General features: G+C 56.9%; 16 protein-coding genes. 10 read left to right on the forward strand and 6 right to left on the reverse strand.

Features of this window, described 5'->3' with window-relative positions; all coding sequences use genetic code 11:
- Positions 1–366 precede the first annotated feature (366 nt).
- The 7 genes from HC231_RS23020 to HC231_RS23050 all read left to right on the forward strand — a co-directional run bounded on the left by HC231_RS23020 (position 367) and on the right by HC231_RS23050 (position 6,683).
- Positions 367–1,359, forward strand: coding sequence for a BMP family protein (locus tag HC231_RS23020; RefSeq protein WP_208228992.1), 993 nt, complete (start codon positions 367–369; stop codon positions 1,357–1,359).
- Positions 1,359–2,879: an ABC transporter ATP-binding protein gene (locus HC231_RS23025; protein ID WP_208228994.1), complete on the forward strand. Its 1,521-nt coding sequence runs from the start codon at positions 1,359–1,361 to the stop codon at positions 2,877–2,879. Before HC231_RS23020 ends, HC231_RS23025 begins: the two co-directional genes overlap by 1 nt.
- Positions 2,869–3,954, forward strand: coding sequence for an ABC transporter permease (locus tag HC231_RS23030; protein WP_246494627.1), 1,086 nt, complete (start codon positions 2,869–2,871; stop codon positions 3,952–3,954). Before HC231_RS23025 ends, HC231_RS23030 begins: the two co-directional genes overlap by 11 nt.
- Positions 3,954–4,880, forward strand: coding sequence for an ABC transporter permease (locus HC231_RS23035; RefSeq protein ID WP_246494629.1), 927 nt, complete (start codon positions 3,954–3,956; stop codon positions 4,878–4,880). The genes HC231_RS23030 and HC231_RS23035 overlap by 1 nt, the downstream gene beginning before the upstream one ends.
- Before the next feature lie 39 nt (positions 4,881–4,919).
- Positions 4,920–5,834, forward strand: coding sequence for a polysaccharide deacetylase family protein (locus HC231_RS23040; RefSeq protein ID WP_208228998.1), 915 nt, complete (start codon positions 4,920–4,922; stop codon positions 5,832–5,834).
- Positions 5,835–6,091: 257 nt separating this feature from the next.
- Positions 6,092–6,358, forward strand: coding sequence for a type II toxin-antitoxin system prevent-host-death family antitoxin (locus tag HC231_RS23045; protein ID WP_246494631.1), 267 nt, complete (start codon positions 6,092–6,094; stop codon positions 6,356–6,358).
- A complete protein-coding gene (locus HC231_RS23050) occupies positions 6,348–6,683 on the forward strand; it encodes a type II toxin-antitoxin system RelE/ParE family toxin (protein ID WP_208229002.1) in 336 nt (111 codons plus the stop codon). The genes HC231_RS23045 and HC231_RS23050 overlap by 11 nt, the downstream gene beginning before the upstream one ends.
- 190 nt (positions 6,684–6,873) lie before the next feature.
- On the opposite strand, the gene ggt is transcribed toward HC231_RS23050, so the two are convergent.
- Both ggt and HC231_RS23060 read right to left on the reverse strand, forming a co-directional pair.
- Positions 6,874–8,637 (reverse strand): gamma-glutamyltransferase, encoded by a 1,764-nt coding sequence (gene ggt / locus HC231_RS23055; protein WP_208229003.1) that lies wholly within the window; start codon positions 8,635–8,637, stop codon positions 6,874–6,876.
- A 205-nt stretch (positions 8,638–8,842) separates the two neighbouring features.
- Positions 8,843–9,754: an EamA family transporter gene (locus HC231_RS23060; RefSeq protein WP_208229005.1), complete on the reverse strand. Its 912-nt coding sequence runs from the start codon at positions 9,752–9,754 to the stop codon at positions 8,843–8,845.
- A 563-nt stretch (positions 9,755–10,317) separates the two neighbouring features.
- Between HC231_RS23060 and katG the strand changes: the two genes are divergently transcribed.
- Positions 10,318–12,501, forward strand: coding sequence for a catalase/peroxidase HPI (gene katG / locus HC231_RS23065; RefSeq protein ID WP_208229007.1), 2,184 nt, complete (start codon positions 10,318–10,320; stop codon positions 12,499–12,501).
- A 223-nt stretch (positions 12,502–12,724) separates the two neighbouring features.
- Here katG and gorA read toward each other — a convergent pair whose 3' ends face one another.
- Complete coding sequence (gorA, locus tag HC231_RS23070; protein WP_208229009.1) at positions 12,725–14,077, reverse strand: glutathione-disulfide reductase; 1,353 nt, start codon at positions 14,075–14,077, stop codon at positions 12,725–12,727.
- Between the two features lie 146 nt (positions 14,078–14,223).
- Positions 14,224–15,066: a 23S rRNA (adenine(2030)-N(6))-methyltransferase RlmJ gene (locus HC231_RS23075; RefSeq protein ID WP_208229011.1), complete on the reverse strand. Its 843-nt coding sequence runs from the start codon at positions 15,064–15,066 to the stop codon at positions 14,224–14,226.
- A 341-nt stretch (positions 15,067–15,407) separates the two neighbouring features.
- On the opposite strand from HC231_RS23075, the gene HC231_RS23080 reads away from it, so the two are divergent.
- Together HC231_RS23080 and HC231_RS23085 are read left to right on the forward strand one after the other, a co-directional pair.
- Positions 15,408–16,112 (forward strand): DUF1266 domain-containing protein, encoded by a 705-nt coding sequence (locus HC231_RS23080; protein ID WP_208229013.1) that lies wholly within the window; start codon positions 15,408–15,410, stop codon positions 16,110–16,112.
- A complete protein-coding gene (locus HC231_RS23085) occupies positions 16,112–18,757 on the forward strand; it encodes a J domain-containing protein (RefSeq protein WP_208229015.1) in 2,646 nt (881 codons plus the stop codon). Before HC231_RS23080 ends, HC231_RS23085 begins: the two co-directional genes overlap by 1 nt.
- 54 nt (positions 18,758–18,811) lie before the next feature.
- Here HC231_RS23085 and HC231_RS23090 read toward each other — a convergent pair whose 3' ends face one another.
- On the reverse strand, positions 18,812–20,503 hold the full coding sequence (locus tag HC231_RS23090) for a molecular chaperone HscC (RefSeq protein WP_208229017.1): 1,692 nt from the start codon (positions 20,501–20,503) through the stop codon (positions 18,812–18,814).
- Between the two features lie 304 nt (positions 20,504–20,807).
- Positions 20,808–21,989 (reverse strand): 5-methyltetrahydropteroyltriglutamate--homocysteine S-methyltransferase, encoded by a 1,182-nt coding sequence (locus HC231_RS23095; RefSeq protein WP_208229019.1) that lies wholly within the window; start codon positions 21,987–21,989, stop codon positions 20,808–20,810.
- Positions 21,990–22,284 lie beyond the last annotated feature (295 nt).

Raw genomic sequence — 22,284 nt, forward strand, 5'->3', positions numbered from 1 at the left:
AATCCACTGCGCCGCACGGTCAATGTTTGAACTTTTTTAGTGCGAAATCTCAACAACCTGCTCCATTTCTGCACAGCCGATTCCGGCGGCCGGCCGCATTAAGACGGCTGCGATCCGGCGGCCGGAAAATACGCGTGGTTTTATCCGCCGCCTTTTCCGTTTCTCCACCATCGCGAATCACGGCGAATGCCCGGCCGGTGCGGCCCTAGCGCTGTTTTCACCCTCTTCGGCGCCATAGCCGAACCACGCATCCCAGCCGCCGTTTCTCCTTTCTTTAGCCACAAACAAAAAGCAGGCATGAAATTTGCTTTAATTAAAATCAAGTTACTTGAAAGAAAGTTAATTTAATTGAATAGGAGAATAAAGATGGCCACCTTGCATACCCCGCGTCCTTTTGCCGTACTCCATCGCATGGCGGCCGTCGCCGCGGTTGCGATAACGCTGGCTTACGCCGGCCTGGTCAACGCGCAGCCGTTGAAAGTGGCCATCGTGATGGCCGGTAATATCACCGACCACTCGTTTAATCAGTCCGGCTACGAGGGCGTGATGCAGGCGGGCAAGGCGCTGGGGATCGAAGTCGCCTACAGCGAGAAAGTGCCCCAGCCCGATCAGGCGCAGGCTTTGTCGGACTATGCCCGCCGCGGCTATGACATCGTGATCGGTCACGGCGGCGAGTTTCAGGACGCGGTTGACCGGGTCGCCAGACGCAACGCCGACACGCAATTCCTGATCGTCAACGGAACGAAAAGCGGCGGCAACGTCTCCACGCTGGCGTTTGACATGAAAGATATGGGCTACGTCATCGGCTATATCGGCGGTAAAAGCTCGCAAACCGGCGTCGGCGGATTTATCGGCGCGCAGAAAATCAAAGCCTACACCGACCTGAACGACGGTTTTGTCGAAGGCTTTATGGCCGCCCGCCCGGACGGCAAGGTGCTAAGCGCCTGGACCAACGACTGGGACGATCTGGCGAAAGGCAAAGAAGCGGCGCTGAACCTGATTGACCAACAGGCGGACGCCCTGTTCCCGACCATGGATAATGCGGTGCTCGGCAGCCTTCAGGCGATAAGAGAGAAAAACAAGCAGGGCTTCGGCATTTACTATGATGCGCTGCAAGACTGGCCGGATAACCTGCTGCAATCCGCGGTGCTGGATATGCGCGGCGCGCTGCTGGCTATTCTGACGCAGGCGCAAAAAGCGCCGCTGGCGGGCAAAACCTATGTCTACGGCTTCGAGACGCCGGCGGCGTTTCGTCTGGGCAGCTACGGCAAAGGCGTATCGGAACAGACCAAAACCGAGGTTGCCGCGTTGATTGAGGAGATCAAGCAACGCAATGCCGCGGCGGCGGCTCAGCCATAATGAATTACCTGCGTATTGAAGGCCTGAGCAAACGCTTCGGCGATTTTACCGCGCTGGATACGGTTTCGCTTAGCGTCGACAAGGGCAGCATCCATGCGCTGCTGGGCGAAAACGGCGCAGGTAAAACCACGCTGATGAATATCCTGTACGGCCTGTACCAGCCCGACGGCGGGCAGATCAGCCTGGCGGGCGCGCCGTTCAAAGCCGCTTCGCCCAAACAGGCGCTGGAAAACGGCGTCGGAATGATCCATCAGCACTTCATGCTGGTGGATAACCTGACCGTGTTGGAAAACGTGATTCTCGGCGCCTCCGGCGGACTGCGATTACGGCTGGCGGAGCACCGCCGCAGGTTGATCGAACTGAGTGAGCAGGTGGGCCTGGACATCAACCCCGACCATCCGATATGGCAGTTGCCTATCGGCATGCGCCAGCGGGTTGAGATCCTTAAGGCGCTTTACCGCAACGTCGATCTGCTCATTCTCGACGAACCCAGCAGCGTGCTCAGCCCCGAAGAGATCGGCGCTTTTTTGCAGATTCTGGAAAAACTGCGCGGCATGGGAAAAACCATGCTGTTCATTACCCACAAGCTGGATGAAGTGTTCCGGGTCTGCGACCGGGTGACGGTGCTGCGGCGGGGAAAGGTGGCGGGGAATGAGGAGATCGCCGACACCACGCCGCAGGCGGTTGCACGGCTGATGGTCGGCCGCGAACTCCCCAAACCGCCCGATCTGCCGCCAACGCCGCCGGGCGAGGTGGTGCTGACGGTGGCCGCGCTCAACGCCAATAACGACCGGGGAATAGCGGCGCTGCGCGATATTTCGTTCCAGATCCGCGCGGGCGAGGTGCTGGGCATCGCCGGGGTCGACGGCAACGGCCAGTCGGAGCTGGCCGAAACCATTACCGGGCTGCGCCAGCCCACGTCCGGCGATGTCAGGGTGCGCGGAGAATCGGTGCTGGGTTATGACGTCGGCCAACGCCGGCAGCGCTTCAACGTGGCCTACGTGCCCGAAGACCGCCATAGCACCGGCCTGATTCTGGATTTCTCCCTGTGGCAGAACGCCATGCTGCGTGACGCCCGGCGCGCGCCCTTTGCCCGCAACGGACTGATCGACGCCCGCGCGGCTCAGGAGATCGCCCGTAACTGGTGCGAAAAATACGATATCCGTATGCATACGGTAAATCAGAAGGTGCGTTTTCTGTCCGGCGGTAATCAGCAGAAGTTAATCTTCGCCCGCGAAGTGGAATGCGATCCGGCGCTGCTGGTGGTGATGCAACCCTGCAAAGGACTCGACGTCGGGGCCATTGAAGCCGTACAGCGCGTGGTGCGGGAACAGCGCATGCAGGGCAAGGCGATACTTTATATCTCGACCGAACTGGATGAAATCATGGTCATTTCCGATCGCATCGGCGTGATGTGCGCCGGTCAGCTTACCGGCATATTGACGCGCGCCGAGGCGACCACGGCGCGCATCGGCGAACTGATGACCAGCGACGTGGTAGAGGGCGGCAATGATGACTAACCTATGGCGGATACTCTACAGCTTGCGCATGGCGCTGGCCGTGCTGGCGGCGTTTACCGTCGGCTCATTGCTGATTCTGGCGAGCGGCCATAGCCCCATCGGCGCCTATCGCGCCCTGTTTCAGGGCGCATTTTTCGATTATTACGGTCTGGCCGATACGCTGACCAAAATGTGCCCCATGCTGCTGGCCGGGCTGGCGGTCATCATTCCGATGCGCTGCGGCCTGCTGAACGTGGGCGGCGAAGGGCAGATTTATATCGGCGGACTGGCGGCGGCGGCGGTCGCGCTTTATCTGCCGGAGACGTCCGCCTGGCTGCATCTGCCGCTGTGCCTGCTGGCCGGGATGCTGGGCGGCGGACTGTGGGGCGCGATCCCCGGCTACCTGCGCGCCGCGCGCGGCATTAATGAGGTGATAGTCACGCTGCTGATGAACTATATCGGCATCAATATCGTCAGCTATTTCGCCGGCGGCCCGATGATGCAGGAAGGCGCGCCCTACCCTTACTCCTACGAAATCAGTGAACACCTGTGGTTGCCGATTTTCCTGCCGCAAACGGATACCCACGTCGGCGTGTTCATCGCCATCGCGCTGAGCCTGCTGGTGTTTTGGATTTTGCGCTACACCACCGTCGGCTTTTCCATGGCGGCGGTCGGCAAAAGCCCGAAAGCGGCGCATTATGCCGGTATGTCCATCAAACGGCATTTAATCGGCAGCATGATCGCCGGCGGCGCGGTGGCCGGTCTGGCGGGGGCGATTGAGGTCGTCGGCGTTAAATACCGGCTGTATCACCTGTTCAGCCCCGGCTACGGTTATGACGGTATCGTGGTGGCGTTTATGGCCAGCCTTAATCCGCTGCTTGCCGCGCTATCCGCCTTCTTCCTGTCCGGCTTGAGCACCGGGGCGCAGTATATGCAACGGGCTATCGGCCTGGACGTCACGGCGATCGAAGCCTTGCGCGGCCTTATCGTTATTTTTGTCGCCGCCGGCCTGATCTGGAAGATGCGCCAGCAAAAACCGCCCGCTGCCGTTAATAGCCCCGTACTTTCTTCCCTTTCATCCCGGAGCCAAAAGTGATGGATGCCACCTATCTTGCGATCGTCTCAACCGGGCTGCGCCTGTCGGTGCCGCTGATCTTCGCCGCATTGGGCGGCATCTGGTCGGAGCGCGCCGGGGTGTTCAATCTGGCGCTGGAGGGCAGCCTGCTCAGCGGCGCTTTCGGCGCGGCGGTGGGCAGTTTCTACTTCCATAGCGCCTGGGCCGGGCTGGCGGTCGGTCTGTTCGCCGCCGGGCTGACCGGCCTGCTGCTCGCGGTGATGACCGTCTGGCTGTCAATCAATCAGATGGTGGCGGGCATCGCCATCAACATGTTCGTTATCGGCATCACCGCCTTTCTCTCGCGCATCGCCTTCAGCGGCCAGGGCGCGTCCGACAGCCTGACGGGCTTTACCGCCGTCGCCATTCCCGGACTCTCCTCGCTGCCGGTGGTGGGGAACCTGTTGTTCAATCAGGATGCGCTGCTATATCTGATGTATGCGCTGGCGCCGCTGGCCTGGTGGCTGTTATTCCATACCTCCTGGGGGCTGAATCTGCGCGCCACCGGCGAGTACCCGCGGGCGGTGGACAGCGCCGGCCTGTCGGTATTTGGTATCCGTTTTATCAGCGTGATCGGCTCCGGCGCTATCGCCGGTCTGGGCGGATGCTACCTGGTGCTCTCGCAGGTGTTTATGTTTACGGAACACATGAGCGCCGGTAAAGGCTTTATCGCACTGGCCGCGCTGATACTGGGCCGTTGGCATCCGATCGGCGCCGTGGCCGCCTGCCTGTTGTTCGGGCTGGCGGATGCGCTCCAGCTGCGGCTGCAATTCAGCCACCCTGACGTGCCGTATCAACTGTTCGTCGTTCTGCCCTATGTCGCGTCGATCGGTGCGCTGATTATCTTTGCCGGAAAAATCAAGCCGCCAGCCGCCGCCGGAGAACATTACCAGCGCGGGGGGAAATAACGCCCGCGCCCTTTTTTCACTTTATCGCCAGGCAATGCTATGACAACAAAACACAGTATGATCAAAAACCCCATTCCGTGGCCCAACGGCGCGCGCTGCGCCGTGGCGATCACCTTTGACGTAGACGTGGACAGCTTTCTGCACCTGCAACGTCCGGCCGACAGCTATAAACGGGTCAGCACGCTTTCAACCCTGCAATACGATCCGCAGGTCGGCGTGCCGAGGATCCTGCAAACGTACCGCGAACTAGGTCTTAAGCAGACGTTCTTCGTGCCGGCGTGGTGCATTGAGCGTTATCCGCAGATGGTGGAAGCCATCGTCAGCGACGGCCATGAGGTCGGCCACCACGGCTATATCCACGAACACGTCAACGAGCTTAGCGAAGCCGAAGAGCGTTTCTGGCTGCGCAAATCCATTGAGATTATCGAGCGCCACACCGGTAAGCGGCCGCGCGGCTTCCGCGCTCCGCTGTATAACTTTTCCCCGGCCACCACGGATTTACTGATAGAAGAAGGATTTCAATACGATGCCTCGCTGATGGGGGACGATGTGCCTTATCTGCTGCGCGGTAAAAAAGGGCATCTGGTGGAGCTGCCCACCCATTGGGCGATGGACGACTGGCCGCCGTATGTGCATATGAGCGATATCGACTACGTGATGCCGATCCGCTCGCCGCAGGAGGCGATCGGCGTGTATAAGGCCGAATTCGACGCCATGTGGGAGTACGGCGGTCTGCTGGTGGCGGTGTGGCACCCGTTCGTTACCGGACGGCTGGCCCGCTGGCATGAAACGGTGCGTTTTATTGAGTATATGCAGTCGCGCGGCGGCGTATGGTTCGCGCCGCTTGAAGAGATCGCCGCCCATGTGAACCAGATCCATGCCGCGGGGCAGACGCCGCTGCGCGAGGAACCCATGCCGCCCTACCCAGGGCCGGTCACCTACGATAAGTTCTGATGCGGGATAAAACCGCGCCGCAATTTGGCTTTGAGCTACGAGCCAGCACCAACCGAAGGATGGCGCTGGTTTGTTACCATTGATTTTGTAGCGGATCCCTCAAGTTTATGGGGCATTTGCTGAAACATAATTTGACGTTGAGCAACACGTTCATATCTGAACGTAAAGTCATGTCCATATACAGACCATATATGGACTCATTGATGATTTGGATATACTCTTTCATTGGCTGTTGTATTTCATTATTGGAGAACGCCATGACCCAATCTACTTCGCCGCGCATAACGACGGTCTCAGCATTTAAGAAAGAACTGGCTTCTATGGATGTTTCTGACCCTGTAGTCGTCACGCAAAATGGAGAGCCGCTCTACGTGGTTCAAGATCCCGCTCAGTTTGAAATGCAGCAGGAACAGATGGCTCTGTTACGACTGCTGTCTTTTGCTGAAAAGGACGTACAAGCAGGCAGAACGGTTTCATCAGCCGACCTCAGGGCCGGGCTGAAAGGATTGGTTGATGAGGTTTGAGTACTCTTTTGCGTTTCGGAACCAACTTCATGACAGGTTCTACTATTTGGCAAGACATATAGGTCAAGCCGCTACCCAAGAGCGCCTTGATAGCTTTATTGCTGGGTTCGAGAGAAGAGTAAACGACAATCCCGGAAGTACGCCATTATGTTTGGAGGCTGCGGATCTTGGTTTCACCACTTATCACGATTATGTTGACCCCAAACTCCAGCTAAGAGCTATTTACCGTTTTTCTGAGGCGGAAGGCATCGTTTATCCGCTGCTATTTCTAAGTACCAAGCAAAGTATCAGGCAGGCGCTTATTCAATACTGTCTACGTCACTAAGCAGCGGCCAGACTTTGGCCGCAAGCAAGCCCCATCGGCGATATATCACAAACAGGTAAGCCGTCCGTCACTATAGAAAGAGTATTTTAACGCAACTCGCCAGCGCCAATCGAAGGATGGCGCTGGCGAGTCGACATGGATTTTGTAGGGATCCCTCAGCTCCATAGAGGCACCCCGTCTTCACATTGAATCAATAACCGATGGCGGCGCCCGCCGGGCGGCGGATATCATTGGCGCCGTACAGATAGCCTTCGCGCACTTTGCCGGATAGCGCGGAGTCATTGCCGGAATTGGCGGGCGTCACCCCCGCAGCGCCCGGCAAACCGACCAGAATCAGCTCCGCCGCGCCCCAGGGCGTCTGCTCGACCATCTTGTATCCGCGCTGTTTCAGCAACGCCAGCGTATCCGCCGACAGGCCGCGTTGCTCGTAGTACACCTCGTCCGGCAGCCACTGATGATGGATGCGCGGCGCGTCAACCGCCTCCTGCGGCGCCATGCCGTGGTCGATGACATTCAGCGCCGTTTGCAGCGTAATCGAGATAATGCGCGAACCGCCCGGCGAGCCGAGCACCATAAAGATTTTTCCGTCTTTAGTGACCAATGACGGGCTCATGGATGAGAGCGGGCGCTTACCGGGAGCGATGGCGTTGCGTTCTCCCTGCACCAGCCCGTACAGGTTTTTCTCCCCGACTTTGGTGGTGAAGTCATCCATTTCATCGTTGAGGAAGAAGCCGGTGCCCGGCGCAATCACCACCGCGCCAAAGCGGCCGTTGACCGTATAGGTGGTGGAAACGGCGTTTCCCTGATTATCAACGATCGAATAGTGAGTGGTTTCCGGTTTCTCATGCGGTCCGATCCCCGGCTCCACCTGCTGCGACGGCGTGGCGTTCTCCGGTTCGATTTTGCTGCGGATTTCAGCAGCGTAATCTTTACTTAACAGGCGATTCACCGGGTTGCGCACAAACTCCGGGTCGCCCAGATAGGTATTGCGATCCATATAGGCGTGACGCATGGCTTCCGTCAGCACATGCACCGAAGCCGCGGAATTAAAGCCCATGGCTTTGAGATCGTAACCTTCCACGATATTCAGAATTTCACATATCGCGATGCCGCCGGAGCTGGGCGGCGGCGAGGAAACGAACGTATAACCGCGGTAATCACAGCTCACCGGCGCGGTTTCAGTAATGTGGTAATTGGCGAAATCGGCCGCCGTCAGAATACCGCCGCCCTGCTTTGCCGCCTGCTCGACCGCCTGAGGAATTTTCCCTTTATAGAAGGCGTCCGGGCCGTTATCGGCAATGGCCTGCAAAGTATGCGCCAGATCGCGCTGCACCAGCTTATCGCCGGGCTGCAACGGGCTGCCGTCAGGACGCAGGAAGATGCGGGCCGCTTCGGGATCGTTTTTGAAACGCGCAACCGTGGTATCCAGAATATCGGTATCCGCCCGCGTCAATTCAAAACCATAACGCGCCAGTTTGATCGCGGGCGCCATTACCTGTTCACGGCTCAGTTTGCCGTACTTTTGCTGCGCCGTATCCAGCCCCAGCACCGTACCCGGCACGCCGGCGGCCAGATAGCCGTACAGGCTGGCCCCTTTTTTCAGGTTGCCCCCGGCATCAAGATACATATCGGCATTGGCGGCGGCAGGCGCGGTTTCACGGAAGTTGATAAACGTGTCTTTGCCGTTCGCCAGATGGATGGTCATAAACCCGCCGCCGCCGATATTGCCGCAGCAGGGGTTAACCACCGCCTGGGCATAGCCCACGGCGACGGCGGCGTCGATGGCGTTGCCCCCCATCTTCAGAATGTCCACCCCTACCTGCGAAGCCAGATATTGTGAACTGACCACCATGCCGTTTTTCGCTTCCACCGCCGGGGCGGGCGCGGCCTGCACCGTACCGCAGACCAATAACGCTCCTGCGGCCAAGGACGCAAACCATTTCCTTCTTGTCATAGCAATTCCTTTAATTCTGTTGATTATATTTGAAATAGTCACGGAGTTTGCCTAGCAAAGTTCGCGCCAACAGAATATTGAACAAAAAACGCGCTCATTACGCCGCAGGGAACCATAAAAGCGTAGAAAATGAGCGGGGAATTGCGAAAAAACGATACATTTTTGTGAGACCGCACAGCCAATACGCCCTATTTAAGCGCAAAGGCTAAGCCTGTTTTGTCAATCGCCCGGCCCACAAACGGGAACCAAATACATTGATCAACAACCCCAGCATAATCATCAGGGCGCCCACTATCTGTAACTCAGTCAGCGATTCGCCAAGGAACAGCGCGGCGCTGATCAATCCCACCACCGGCACCAGCAGCGAGAGCGGCGCAACACGCCAGGTTTCATAACGCGTCAGCAGTTTTCCCCAGATGCTGTAACCGACGATCGTCGCGATGAAAGCCAGATAAAGCAGCGACAGAATGGTCGGCAGCTGAATATTCGCCAGGCTTGAAATAATCTGCTCTTTCCCCTCGAACAGCCATGAACAGGCGAAGAAAGGCAGAACCGGGACCAGCGCGCTCCACACCACCAGCGACATCATCTTCACGTCGCCGTTCCGGCTCATAATCACCTTGTTGCTGATGTTGCCGAACGCCCAGGACAGCGCCCCGCCCAACGTAAGCAGTAGCGTAACCAGCGTCATGCCGCCGGCCGTCTGCGCCGCCGGTCGGCCTTCGGCCAGCACCGCTATCCCAGCCACCGCCACCAGGATGCCCGCGATATGGTTCCATCTGAGTTTTTCCGCCAGCAGCACGACGCCGATCAGCAACGTAAAAAACGCCTGCGCCTGTAAAACCAGCGAGGCGATACCCGCCGGCATCCCCAATTTAATCGCACAGAACAGAAAAGCGAACTGACCGAAACTCATCGTCATACCGTAGGCCAGCAGCCAGCGGAAAGGAATGCGGGGCGCCGGCACAAAGAAGATGGCCGGTAACGCCACCAGAGAAAAGCGCAGCCCGGCAAGCAGAAAAGGCGGCATGCCATGCAGGCCGACCTTGATCACCACGAAATTCACGCCCCATAAGATCACTACGCAAAGCGCGAGCAACCTATCCGTCACTAACATAATGATTCCTTGATTACATAGCAGGAAGATCCGTCACCTCGCATCCGGCGATAATCTCCTGATAAAAATGTGCATGGGTAACAACGCTACACGCAAAATATCAAGACGGACATAAACAGATCGGCGCAATCTTAGGTACGACAGATCTCTTTCAGCAATGGGCCGTTTGGGATGCGGGGATGATGTGAGTAAGCGGTTTTTTTAACGCCGCCTTATCCGATAAAACAAGATAGCCCTAGGCTATCGCAATATTAATATTATTCGATTTTATCTATATCTCAATAATCCATAAGATAAATCAGACGTTAATCGGATCGCCAGCCGTATGGGCAACCTTTGAAAGTGCCGATACGCGCCGGTTTATGAAGCGCATCACGGTCGGTTCTGATGATTCATATCGACGGCCGAACCTTTAAAGCCTGATACTGTTGCCGGGTGGCGGAAATACGCTAAAAGCGGATGCATTACCGCAACCTTCAGCAAAAAAACTTTTTTCGTGTCCGGTTGCAGAACCCGACAAAACCGGATAGCCGATTACCCAATAATTAAAGGTAGGGGATATTATGTCAACTGAAGCAAAGTGCCCATTTGCCCATGGCGCCGCCGCCAAACTCACCGCCGGCGGCGGCACCACCAACCGTGACTGGTGGCCGAATCAACTGCGCGTCGATCTGCTGAGCCAGCACTCATCCCGATCGAACCCGTTGGATCCGGCGTTCAACTACCGCGAAGCATTCAAAAAGCTGGATTATCAGGCGCTGAAAAACGACCTGCGTAAATTGATGACGGATTCGCAAGAGTGGTGGCCCGCCGACTTCGGCCACTATGGTCCCCAGTTTATTCGCATGGCGTGGCATAGCGCCGGCACCTACCGCGCCGCGGACGGACGCGGCGGCGGCGGACGCGGCCAACAGCGTTTCGCCCCGCTGAACGCGTGGCCGGACAACGTCAATATCGATAAATCCCGGCGCCTGCTGTGGCCAATCAAGCAGAAATACGGCCAAGCGATCTCCTGGGCCGACCTTTTTATCCTGACCGGCAATGTGGCGCTGGAAACCATGGGTTTTCGCACCTTCGGTTTCGGCGGCGGCCGCGAAGACACATGGGAACCGGATCAGGACGTCAACTGGGGTTCCGAAGCCGCATGGCTTGCCCACCGGCCGGCCGATAAACTCGACGAAAAACTCGGCGCGACCGAGATGGGCCTGATCTACGTCAACCCTGAAGGTCCGAACTCCAGCGGCGATCCGGTCGCCGCCGCTCACGCCATCCGCGTGACTTTCGGACGCATGGGGATGAACGACGAAGAAACCGTTGCGCTGATCGGCGGCGGACACACCTTCGGCAAAACCCACGGCGCGGCGCCGGAATCCCATAAAGGGGCGGATCCCGAAGCCGCCGGTCTGGAAGCGCAAGGCCTTGGCTGGGCCAGCGATTACGGCACCGGCCACGGCGGAGACGCCATCGGCAGCGGCCTGGAAGTCATTTGGACACAGACGCCGGCGCAGTGGAGCAACTACTTCTTCGAAAACTTATTCAAATATGAATGGGTCCAGACCCGCAGCCCGGCCGGCCTGATCCAGTGGGAAGCCAAAGACGCCGAAGAGATCATTCCCGACCCGCACGATCCGTCGAGAAAGCGCAAGCCGACCATGCTGACGACCGACCTGTCGCTGCGCATTGATCCGATCTACGAGAAAATCTCGCGCCGGTTCCTGGAAAATCCGCAGGCTTTTGCCGAAGCATTCGCCCGCGCCTGGTTCAAACTGACCCACCGCGACATGGGGCCGCGTTCGCGCTACCTCGGTCCGGAAGTCCCCAATGAAGCGCTGATTTGGCAAGATCCGCTGCCTGCCGTCAACCATCCGCTGATTGACGAGGCGGATGCCGCGGCACTCAAAGCCAAAGTGCTGGAAGCGGGCCTGACCGTATCCGAACTGGTTGGCACCGCATGGGCTTCGGCCTCCACCTTCCGCGGCGGCGATAAGCGCGGCGGAGCCAACGGCGCGCGCATCCGCCTGGCGCCGCAGAAAGACTGGGAGGCTAACCAGCCTGAAAAACTGGCCAAGGCGCTGAGCGCGTTGGAAGCCATCCAGCGCGAGTTCAATCAGCAGGCCGGCAACGGTAAACAGGTGTCGCTGGCGGATTTGATCGTGCTGGCCGGCAACGCCGGGATCGAACAGGCGGCGCAAGCGGCCGGCTATGAGGTGACCGTCCCCTTCACGCCCGGCCGCACGGACGCCTCGCAGGAGCAGACCGACGTCGATTCCTTCTCCAAGCTCGAACCGGCCGCAGACGGTTTCCGCAACTACGAGGCGGCCGGCCTGACGACGCCCGCCGAGGTGCTGCTGATCGATAAAGCGCAGCAACTGACGCTGACCGCGCCTGAATTAACCGTGCTGATTGGCGGCCTGCGCGCCATCAACATCAATGCCGACGGCTCCGCCAACGGCATCTTCACGGACCGGCCCGGTACGCTGACCAACGATTTCTTCGTCAACCTGCTGGATATGGGGACGACGTGGAAAACGGATCCGGCAAGCGCCAACCTGTATGAAGGACGCGACCGCGTGACCGGAGAACTGAAGTGGACCGCAAGCCGCGCCGACCTGGTGTTCGGTTCAAACGCGCAGCTGCGCGCCCTGGCGGAAGTGTATGCCTGCGCGGACTCCCAAACGAAGTTTGTTCAAGACTTTGTCTCCGCCTGGAACAAGGTAATGATGCTGGATCGTTTTGACCTGGCGTAATACCAAAGATCGGAACTGACCTATCTCCCGCCCGTCGCCACGCCGGGCGGGATTTTTTTGTCCGGCGATGGGGCGGTTTGTCTATCACGCATCGGTATGAACCGCACCGCGCTGACGAATCCCGCGCCTGCGTCTAATCAGGCTCAAATTTCCCATAAAAAAAGCGCCCAGATGACCATATCATCAGGACGCCTCTCTGACCGGGCGGGTTGTCTCTTACCCGTCAGCGCATGGTGACAAACTCTTCCGACGCCGTCGGGTGGATGGCGACCGTGTTGTCGAAGTCTTTCTTGGTCGCGCCCATTTTCAGCGCCACCGCAAAGCCTTGCAGCATTTCATCCATACCGAAGCCGATGCCGTGGATGCCCACAATCTTCTCATCCTTGCCGACGCAGACCAGCTTCATGCGGCACGGCTGACGATGCTGCGTCACGGCGGTGTACATGGCGGTGAAGGAAGAGGTGTAAACCTTCACCTTATCGTCGCCGTACTGCTCGCGCGCCTGCGGTTCGGTCAACCCGACGGTTCCGATCGGCGGATGGCTGAAGACCACGGTCGGAATATTGCTGTAATCCAGGTGTTCATCGGGTTTGTTGTTAAACAAGCGCTCCGATAAACGGCGGCCCGCGGCGACGGCGACCGGGGTCAGCTCCACCGCGCCGGTGTTATCGCCCACGGCGTAAATGCCCGGCACGTTGGTATTCTGGAACCGATCGACCTGGATATAGCCTTTATCGTCCAGTTCGACATCGACTGCGCTCAGATTCAGGTTATCCGTCGCTGGCTCGCGGCCGATAGCCCAAATCAGGCAATCAACGGTCTGTTCGCCGCCGTTTTCCAATTGCAGCGTCAGGCTGCCGTCGGCATTTTTCACCACCGCTTTCGGGATCGATTCGGTATGCAGCGTCGGCCCTTCGCTGTTCATCACCTCAACCAGCGTCTCAGCGATCAGCGGATCGAAGCTGCGCAACGGCGACTGTTTACGCACGAACAGATGCGTTTGCGAGCCCAGCGCGTTCACGACCCCGGCAATCTCAACCGCGATATAGCCGGCGCCCACGATGGCGGTGCGTTTCGGCAGGGCGTCCAACGCAAAGAAACCATCGGAATCAATACCGTACTCGGCGCCCGGAACATCAGGCCGTACCGGACGGCCGCCGGTGGCGATCAGAATATGGTCGGCGGTAATTTTCTCGCCGTTGACTTCCACGGTATGCACATCGACGAAGCGGGCAAAGCCGTGAATCACATCCACCTTGTTTTTGCCCAACACGTTATTGTAGGACTGGTGGATACGGTCAATGTAGGCGCTACGGTTTTTAATCAGCGTGTTCCAGTCAAAGCGGTTGACCGTAGTATCAAAACCGTAATCCGGGCCATATTGATGGATCGCTTCGGCAATCTGCGCCGCGTGCCACATCACTTTTTTCGGCACGCAACCGACGTTGACACAAGTACCGCCCAGATATTTCGCTTCGATCAACGCACATTTTTTCCCATACATCGCCGCGCGGTTAACCGAGGCGATCCCGCCGCTGCCGCCGCCAATCGCCAGGTAGTCATAGTGTTTAGTCATCAGAATATCCATTGCTTGGTAAATAGAGTTTTTTTAAAGTGTAGCGCCAGCGTCCAGCGCACCGCAAAGGTTATGCCTATGATTGCGATAGGGAAAAACCGCGGCGATGGTTTTGCGTATCTCCCACCGCCGGCTGACCGGCCGCGTTACTCCGGTACGATTTGTTCAACGCTGACGTGTCCGGTGCCCGCCGGAACCAGCGCGTTGTGCAGCCAGGGCAGTACGCTTTCCATCTGCGCTTTCAGCTTCCACGGCGGATTGATCACCACCATGCCGGAAGCCGTCATGCCGTGCCGATCGCTATCCGGCAGCACCGCCAGCTCGATCTGCAAAATATTGCGAATACCGGTGGCTTCCAGATCTTTCAGTAACCGTTTGATCTGCTGACGCAGCACCACCGGATACCACAGGGCAAACACCCCGGTGGCGAAGCGCCGGTGGCCTTCCTGAATACCTTTGACCACCGCCTGATAATCCGTTTTCAACTCATACGGCGGATCGATCAGTATAAAACCGCGGCGCGATAGCGGCGGCAGCTGCGATTTCAACTGCTGGTAGCCGTCTTCACGCAATACTTTGGCGCGGGCATCTTTCTGAAATTCATTGCGCAACAGCGGAAAATCGCTCGGATGCAGCTCCGTCAGATGAATTTTATCCTGCTCGCGCAGTAGCTGGCGGGCAATCAGCGGCGAGCCGGGATAATAACGCAGCTGATCGTTATGATTATAGGTGCGCACCGCCCGCATGTAAGGCTCAAGCTCGGCGGGAATATCATCCCGCAGCCAGATTTTGGCGATGCCGTCCAGATACTCGCCGGTACGCGCCGCATGTTCGCCGCTTAACTGATAACGCCCGGCTCCCGCATGGGTATCCAGATACAGAAAGGGTTTTTCTTTTTCTTTCAGCGCGGTGATGATCAGGCTCTGAACGGTGTGTTTCACCACATCGGCATGGTTGCCGGCGTGAAAACTATGGCGGTAACTTAGCATTAGGCTCTCTTGCTTTCCGGTGAGATATTTTATGAGAAAAATCAGTTAATGCTTTTTACTCCCCTGCACCGATCCGCAACCATCTCAGCGTGGCGGGAAACGAAGAAAACAGGAAAGAAAAGCCATGAGGCACAGTATAAACGCTCTGCCGGGAAAAATATCCTCACAATGCGGCGCCAGCCGCCTGTCTGATGGGGAATGACTAACTTCATTATAATCTTTATAATTTTTATCATATTGTTTTTTAAGCATTGCTGCTTTTAACACATAGAAGACTACCGATATTAACCAACATCAAGTACGATTTTCCGCCACGTGCGATGAAACGGGACCTTACTGATATGGAATCCGAACACCAGCTTTGGTTACTGGCGCTTTCCGCCCCAATGGCTGCGCTCAATCTTGAATATGGCGCCAGCTTCCGCGAGCATTCGTTTTATCCGAACGACACCTCCATAAATCTCAAAAACGCCTGGGGGATCGACTCCCGCGACACCCTGATCGACATGATCAATAGAATGACCGATGGCGGCCATGCGGAAAATTTGGCTTACCACTATTTTCTGTGGCACCACATCTCACTGGCCGACTGGCAGGATTACTGCGCCCATCAACCGCCGGAACAGCAGGCGGTGATGTCCCTGATTGGCGAAACAGCCGTGCTGTGCGGCGAAGGGGGAATACGCGCCTGGGATCTGGGAAGAATGAGCTTTCTGAGCCGGGTCGGCCTGTTAAACGGGTGGATTAACGAGACGGAAAGCCTGTGGATCCATACCCGGCTGGCCGACCGCGCCCGCTACTACTATCGCAGTTGGCAGAATTATTTCGCCGCCTTTTTCGTTGGCCGCACCTATTGGCTGGCCTCGGATGAAGAAGATCCGACGCTGCAACGCTATGCCTATAGTCACTACACCGAAGATCCAAGCTACATCAATCAAATCAGTTCGCTTTACACCCATCCCGACAGCCCGATTCATGACCTTGAGTGGGATGTTGATGTTTTTCAAATAGACAGGCCTGAGTCGCTGTCAGGAGTAGAGATATAATGGACGCGCGTTGCTGGCAGATATTGGACATACCGCCAACACAAGATCAGGATATTATTCGTCAGGCTTACCGGAAAAAAGTTCCGCAATTCCACCCGGAAACCGATCCGCAAGGCTTCCAACTGCTGCGTCAGGCGTATGACGCCGCCTGCAAACTGGCGCAAACCCCGCCGCCCGAAAACAGCGCTGCAGACGAAACGGATACCGATACCCCGGAAGCCGATAGTGAATTAACGCCGCTACAGACCGCCTTTGATCAACTGTTGAGTAACCCGGCGCAGCGGTGCGACCCGCAATATTGGCACCGTTATATTCATTTACTGAACCAGTACGGCGTAGACGTCATTGACCGCATTCGCTGGCCTATGCTTCAGCGTCTTTATCAGGAGCCCGGACTCTCAAACCACTGCGCCCGGATACTGGCCGAACGTATGCGTTGGCAACAGCGCCTGAACGATATCGGCGAAGACTTATCAGAGGAAATCAAAGACTTTCTGGACTCGCTTGAGCAAGACGACCTGTTCGATTTTTCCGTCTTATCGCACCTTAGCCTGCCCGCGCAGTTGCAAACCATCGACTACTTTCAGCAGGCCAACGCACTCTTTTGGAACCGTCTGCCGTTTATGCTGAAAGCCCTGCTGGGCGGCGCCACCACCATTTACTGGCCCGATACGCCGGATTTGATGCCGCGCTTAGCCCGCTGGCACAGCTATGCGGAAGAACCCAGCAGCCAACTGCGCGATTACTGTCTGCAACAGATGGCGGAAAAACCGGAAGATGATGACTGGCTATACCTCGCCGCTCGTCACTGTTCGCTGTGCGATGACCAGCAACAGGCATTCACGCTCTGGTTAAGGCTTTATCAGCGTAACGGCCATCCTCACGCCGAACAGTGGATTCTAAACTGGTGCTTCCGCTATCAGAACGATCTGCTGCCGGTGCTGATTCAGTCGCTCAATCACACGCCGGCGCCCGAACTGGCAGGTTTGCCGGTTGATGCGCCGCAACAATCCTTCTTTATTTCGCAGCACAATACGCAAATGTTGACGCGCTGGGGACTGGCGCTACAGCTGGATCCCGCCCCGCAAGCGAAAGACTATATACTGTGGAGGCTGGGTAAACAGGATGCGTCGGTCATCTACCGCCACCTGCTGCAAAACGACGACGGCGGCATCCCCCAGATGCTCTACTGGCATGCCTGTATGCTGACGCTGGGCGATGAGCGCCTATTGCAAGACATACTCGACCAGCCTCAACCGGAAGATCCGCTGTACGCCCTGATTCTCCAGGGATTACAAACGCAGGCGGCGCAACGGCTGTCGTGGCTGACGTCATCGGCGATTATTCAATCTTTCACCCAATGGCTGGCGGATCCGGCATCCCCGCTGCCTGAGGCGTTCAGTCAGGAAGACTCCGCGAGTTGGCAACAGGCTCGGGCCTGGCTTCGGCAATATCGTCCGTTGCCGCCGGACAGCCTGCGGAAACTCTATAACGCGGAATTACCGCAGCAGCGGATTGAACCGATAAAAGATTGTCTGGCCGATCTGTTGCCCTATGCCGAGATCGATCTTGCCCTCGCCGAAGAAAACATCAGCGCCCGGGATGCGCTACGGCAAGCCATACTATTAACCATCATGCTGGACGATCCGCTGGATGACACCATCACCGACGTCCTGCCGACGCTGCCCCAGCCGACGCCGGCGCACCCGGCTTATTCGCTCTTTACGCTATTCGATGGGGTGGATACGCGGCGGGAAGACGCCGTCACGGTGTTGAAGCAGCGGTTAACGTTGAGCGATCCGTTGCATTACCGCTGTTGGCTGAAGCTGCCGGTTTCGCCGGAAGAGTACGTCGATAATCCGGAAAGCGTCGGCTTTTTAGCCGCCGACGATTTCTATCGCAACAACCGGCAATGGCAAGCAACGCTGGCGCAATCCCCCATGATTTACCAGCTGTTCTTTCATGCCCTTTACGCCTTACTGAGCGAGGGAGAACCGGCCGAGCGGCATCGCAGACATCTGCAACAACTGGAGGTCAACACTGACCTGGAGGAGCAAATCAGGAATGAACTGCTCAACGGGCCGTCTGGGGCGTTGACCAAGCTGTTAACACAGCTTTCCAATGATAAAAGGATCACCGAGACAGGCAGCATTCTTTGCGATTTATCTAATCAGGACAGCAAATTGCCCGATAGTAGCGAAGAGGATTGTTTGCTCGAATACGTCAACTATCCGTATGAAAATATCACCCTGCGGTTGATCGCGAAAACGTTACTGCAACTGGCCGAACAACGGGAACGTCATTTCAGAGCGACGGCTCCGGCCAAGGCAAGCCACGTATGGCAGTTCTGGCGCCTCAATAGCCGCATTAACCGGGTTGGCTATCTGCTTCAGGCGGGGTTGGGCAGCATTATCATCCACTACGCAGGCCGCTGGATCCCCCCGTCCATTCCCTATCACCACCTTGTGCCGCTGTTGCTGATAGTATGCAATGTCTTTATCGCAACGCGCCGGCGATTTAATGATATGGGGCATAGCGCGCCACAAAAAGGGGCGATCGTTACCATGTTGTTGCCTATATTGCTGCTGTTACCGTTAATCGGGCCCGGTTCGAAGGGCTGGAATAAATTTGGACCGCCGCAGTAACGGGCAAACGGCTAAACATCCGCAAGCGGTACTACGATGTACCGCTTTACTGGCTCACCGTTGTATTTCATCCAGATTCCGCTCAATACGCCGACGCGTCTCTTCAATCGCCTGCGTATTCTGCGCCGCCAGCTTCTGCTCGAACTCACGCAGCCAGCCGCCGATCAACGCCCGTTCATCCGACCGGGATTGCGCCCAGGACTTCTCCAATCGAGCCAGTAAATTACGATTGATCAGATTATCTCTGGGGTGAATTTTCAACGCCTTTAAGCGCTGACGGCTGGCCTGCTGTTGCTGCTGACTGAGTCCCGTTGGACTGCGGTCAATCACCTTGCTGAATGAGTCTCCGCTATCGGGCAGGCTGACATCCACTTCAAGCAATCCGTTGATGTCATAGCTAAAGCGAACATCGATAGACTGGAGATATGCCTGTGGTTTTATCGGCATATCGAATTCATCAATAAAAACGTTATTGGCGACATAGGGGTTTTCCCCCTGATAGATGGCGATACAGATATAATCCTGACCGGGCGAAGACGTGCTGAACGTTTCTATCCGCGAGGTCGGCACGACCGTATTTCGTTCCAATATCGGCGAGAAAAGACCGTTCTGCGTATCATTTGCCGTTTTGATGCCTAAGGTGTACGGGCAAACATCGGTCAGGATAACTTCCTCGATATCCTGCTCGCGCAGCCGACAGGCGGCCTGAGCCGCAGCGCCCTGCGCAACTACCGTGTCGGCATCCAGATATTGATACGGCAGCTTGCCGAAAAGCCTGACGACCAGCTTCTGAATAACGGACATTTTCGACGCCCCGCCCACCAGCACAATGTGCTCCAGCTGTTCGGGCTTCAGACGCGCATCATGCAACGCTTGTTCAATCGGCGCGCGTATTCGGTTCAGCAAGGGCAGCCAGGCCGCTTCTATCGATTGCGCATCCGAAACCATAGGCCAGTCTTGCTCCCGCCAGCGCCACAGCATGGCGTTTCCTGCGGCAGGATAACCCGGCTGGCACTTCAGAGCTTCGGCATGACTATACAAACCAGCCAGATCCTCCGCCGGAATATCTCGCTCATCCAGTTTCCACTGATGCAAACAGGCTTTCACTATCGCCTGAGTGAAATCCTCGCCGCCGAGATAGTTGTCGCCCGCCGAGCTATGTACTTCAATCAAGGGAAAAGCGTATTCCAGCACCGTGACGTCAAAGGTTCCGCCGCCCAAATCGAATACCAGAGTCCGGCCCAGATCCTGAGTGTGCAGACCATAGGCCATCGAGGCGGCGGTCGGCTCGTTAATCAGCCGCACCGCATTCAACTCAGCCAGTTCCGCCGCAAAACGCGTCTGCTTGCGCTGCTCATCGCTGAAATAAGCGGGAACGGAAATCACCACATCCTTGATGGCGCACCCAAGAAAACTTTCGGCGTCCGCCTTGAGCGATTTTAATACCATTGCTGAAAGTTCGGCGGGGGAAAAGGTCTGATCGCCCAGACGGAACGTTTTTTGACTCCCCATATAGCGTTTGAACAGCGATGCCGACAGATGGGGATGCGTAGTCAGACGAGACAGCGCGGGTTTGCCAACCAGTATGCTGCCGTCATCATCGATACTGATCGCCGACGGCGTGGAATATTCATCCAGCGCGTTCGGGATCAGCTGCGCTTTCCCGTCCCGCCAGACGCAAATCAGACTATTGGTGGTTCCCAGATCGATCCCGATTGCCAGAGAAGTATGCTGGGAATGAGTCATGCTGTTGTTCCTCTTTAATTCTATTAAACCGATGCGCAGGGATGGGCCGACGACGGGAGCGGCAAAGTTGAATATTACATTAAACCAGCCTGGCGACAGGCCGGCATTATAAACCACCGGGCAATGAATGCGATCTTTGCGCTTGTTTTTACTCGGATATAACCGTTCATTGTCGCCGCAGGAGGCGGTTAAATAGGGGATAGGCAAGAATAGAAGTGATAGTGCGCCGTGGCGGCGGGCGGCGTTGGCGCAAAACGTAGAAGGCGGCGAATAGCGCCGCCTTCTGCGAAGAGAGACTTGCGGATTAACCCCAGACTTCATCGGCGATGGCTTTCACCAGCGCGATTTTCGCCCACTGCTGCTCTTCCGTCAGAATGTTGCCCTCTTCCGTGGAGGCGAAACCACACTGGGTGCTGAGGCACAGGCGCTCCAGAGGGATATAACGGGTCGCTTCATTGATGCGGTTAATCACCGCCTGCTTATCTTCCAATTCGCCTACTTTCGACGAGATCAGCCCCAGCACCACCTGTTTGTTGCCGGAAACCTGCGCCAGCGGCGAAAAATCGCCGGCACGTTCGGTATCAAACTCCAGGTAGTAGGCTGAAACATTCTCACGGGCGAACAGAACACCGGCCACCGGCTGGTAGCCGCCGCTGGCCGCCCAGGATGAGTGGTAGTTGCCGCGGCAAACGTGGGTGGTCAGCGCCAGATCCGCCGGCGCGCCTTCAATCGCGGCATTGTTCACCTTCAGATACAGCTCGGCCAACGCGCCGACCTTGCTGTCTTTCGGCGCTTCGCCGTGGGAATGGCCGCAACCGCAGCCGTCGGTGGATTTCGGCGTATCCGCCGCGCCCGAACCGGCAAATTTCGGATCGACCAGCATCCCCCAGGTGCAATCATCCAGTTGCAGATTGCGGCAACCAGCGGCATAAATTTCTTTGATGAACGTCTGATACGCCTTGGCGATATCCGCCACCAGTTCGGCTTCCGTCGGGTAGATTTCGGCGGTCAGCGCCTTGTTATCCGGGCGCTGAAGTTCCGCCAGAAATTGAGCCGGCGACGGAACCGTCATCCGGGGCACGATACCCGGCTCGGCAAACTGGAGCAGAAATTTGAAATGTTCGACGAAAGCATGGTTCTCGCCGGAAATTTTACCGGTCAGACGGGCCGTTTCTGGGCGGGTTTCTTTATCGGCAAACACGTATCCCTTGGAGATAGCCGCTTTTTCAACGCCGTTCAGCGCCCACATAAAGTCCAGATGCCACCAGCTGCGACGAAACTCCCCGTCGGTGATCACCTGTAATCCGGCGCGTTTTTGTTTCTCAACCAGCTCGGTAATCGCTTTGTCTTCAACGCTTTTAAGCTGCTCGGTGGACAGTTCGCCGTTGGCGAACTGGGTACGCGCATCGTGAAGATACTGGGGACGAAGGTAACTACCGACGACATCCGCGCGGAAAGGAGGGGTTTGCAGTTGTGATGTGCCCATATTGATTCAGTCTCTGTTTTTCATTTTAGGATGATAAAAAGAGACTACCACGTAACATTCCGGCCTTGAGCTGAAAACTCTTCACCAGAAAGAACGAACTTGAAATTTTTTCATGATGGCGGGCGAGCGAGCGGTAAGCATGCCGGGGAAAGAGGGCGATGGGTTCGCCGGGAAAGACGGAGCGTCAATCGGGCCGGCTGGCAATCAATTCATGCCTATCGCGCGCGCCGCCATTGATTTTAACTATAATTGACCTCATCTTAATGGTTAATCAGCAATTTATATCAGCCTTGTC

Origin of the sequence: Brenneria izadpanahii, assembly GCF_017569925.1 — a bacterium.
GTDB lineage: Bacteria > Pseudomonadota > Gammaproteobacteria > Enterobacterales > Enterobacteriaceae > Brenneria > Brenneria izadpanahii.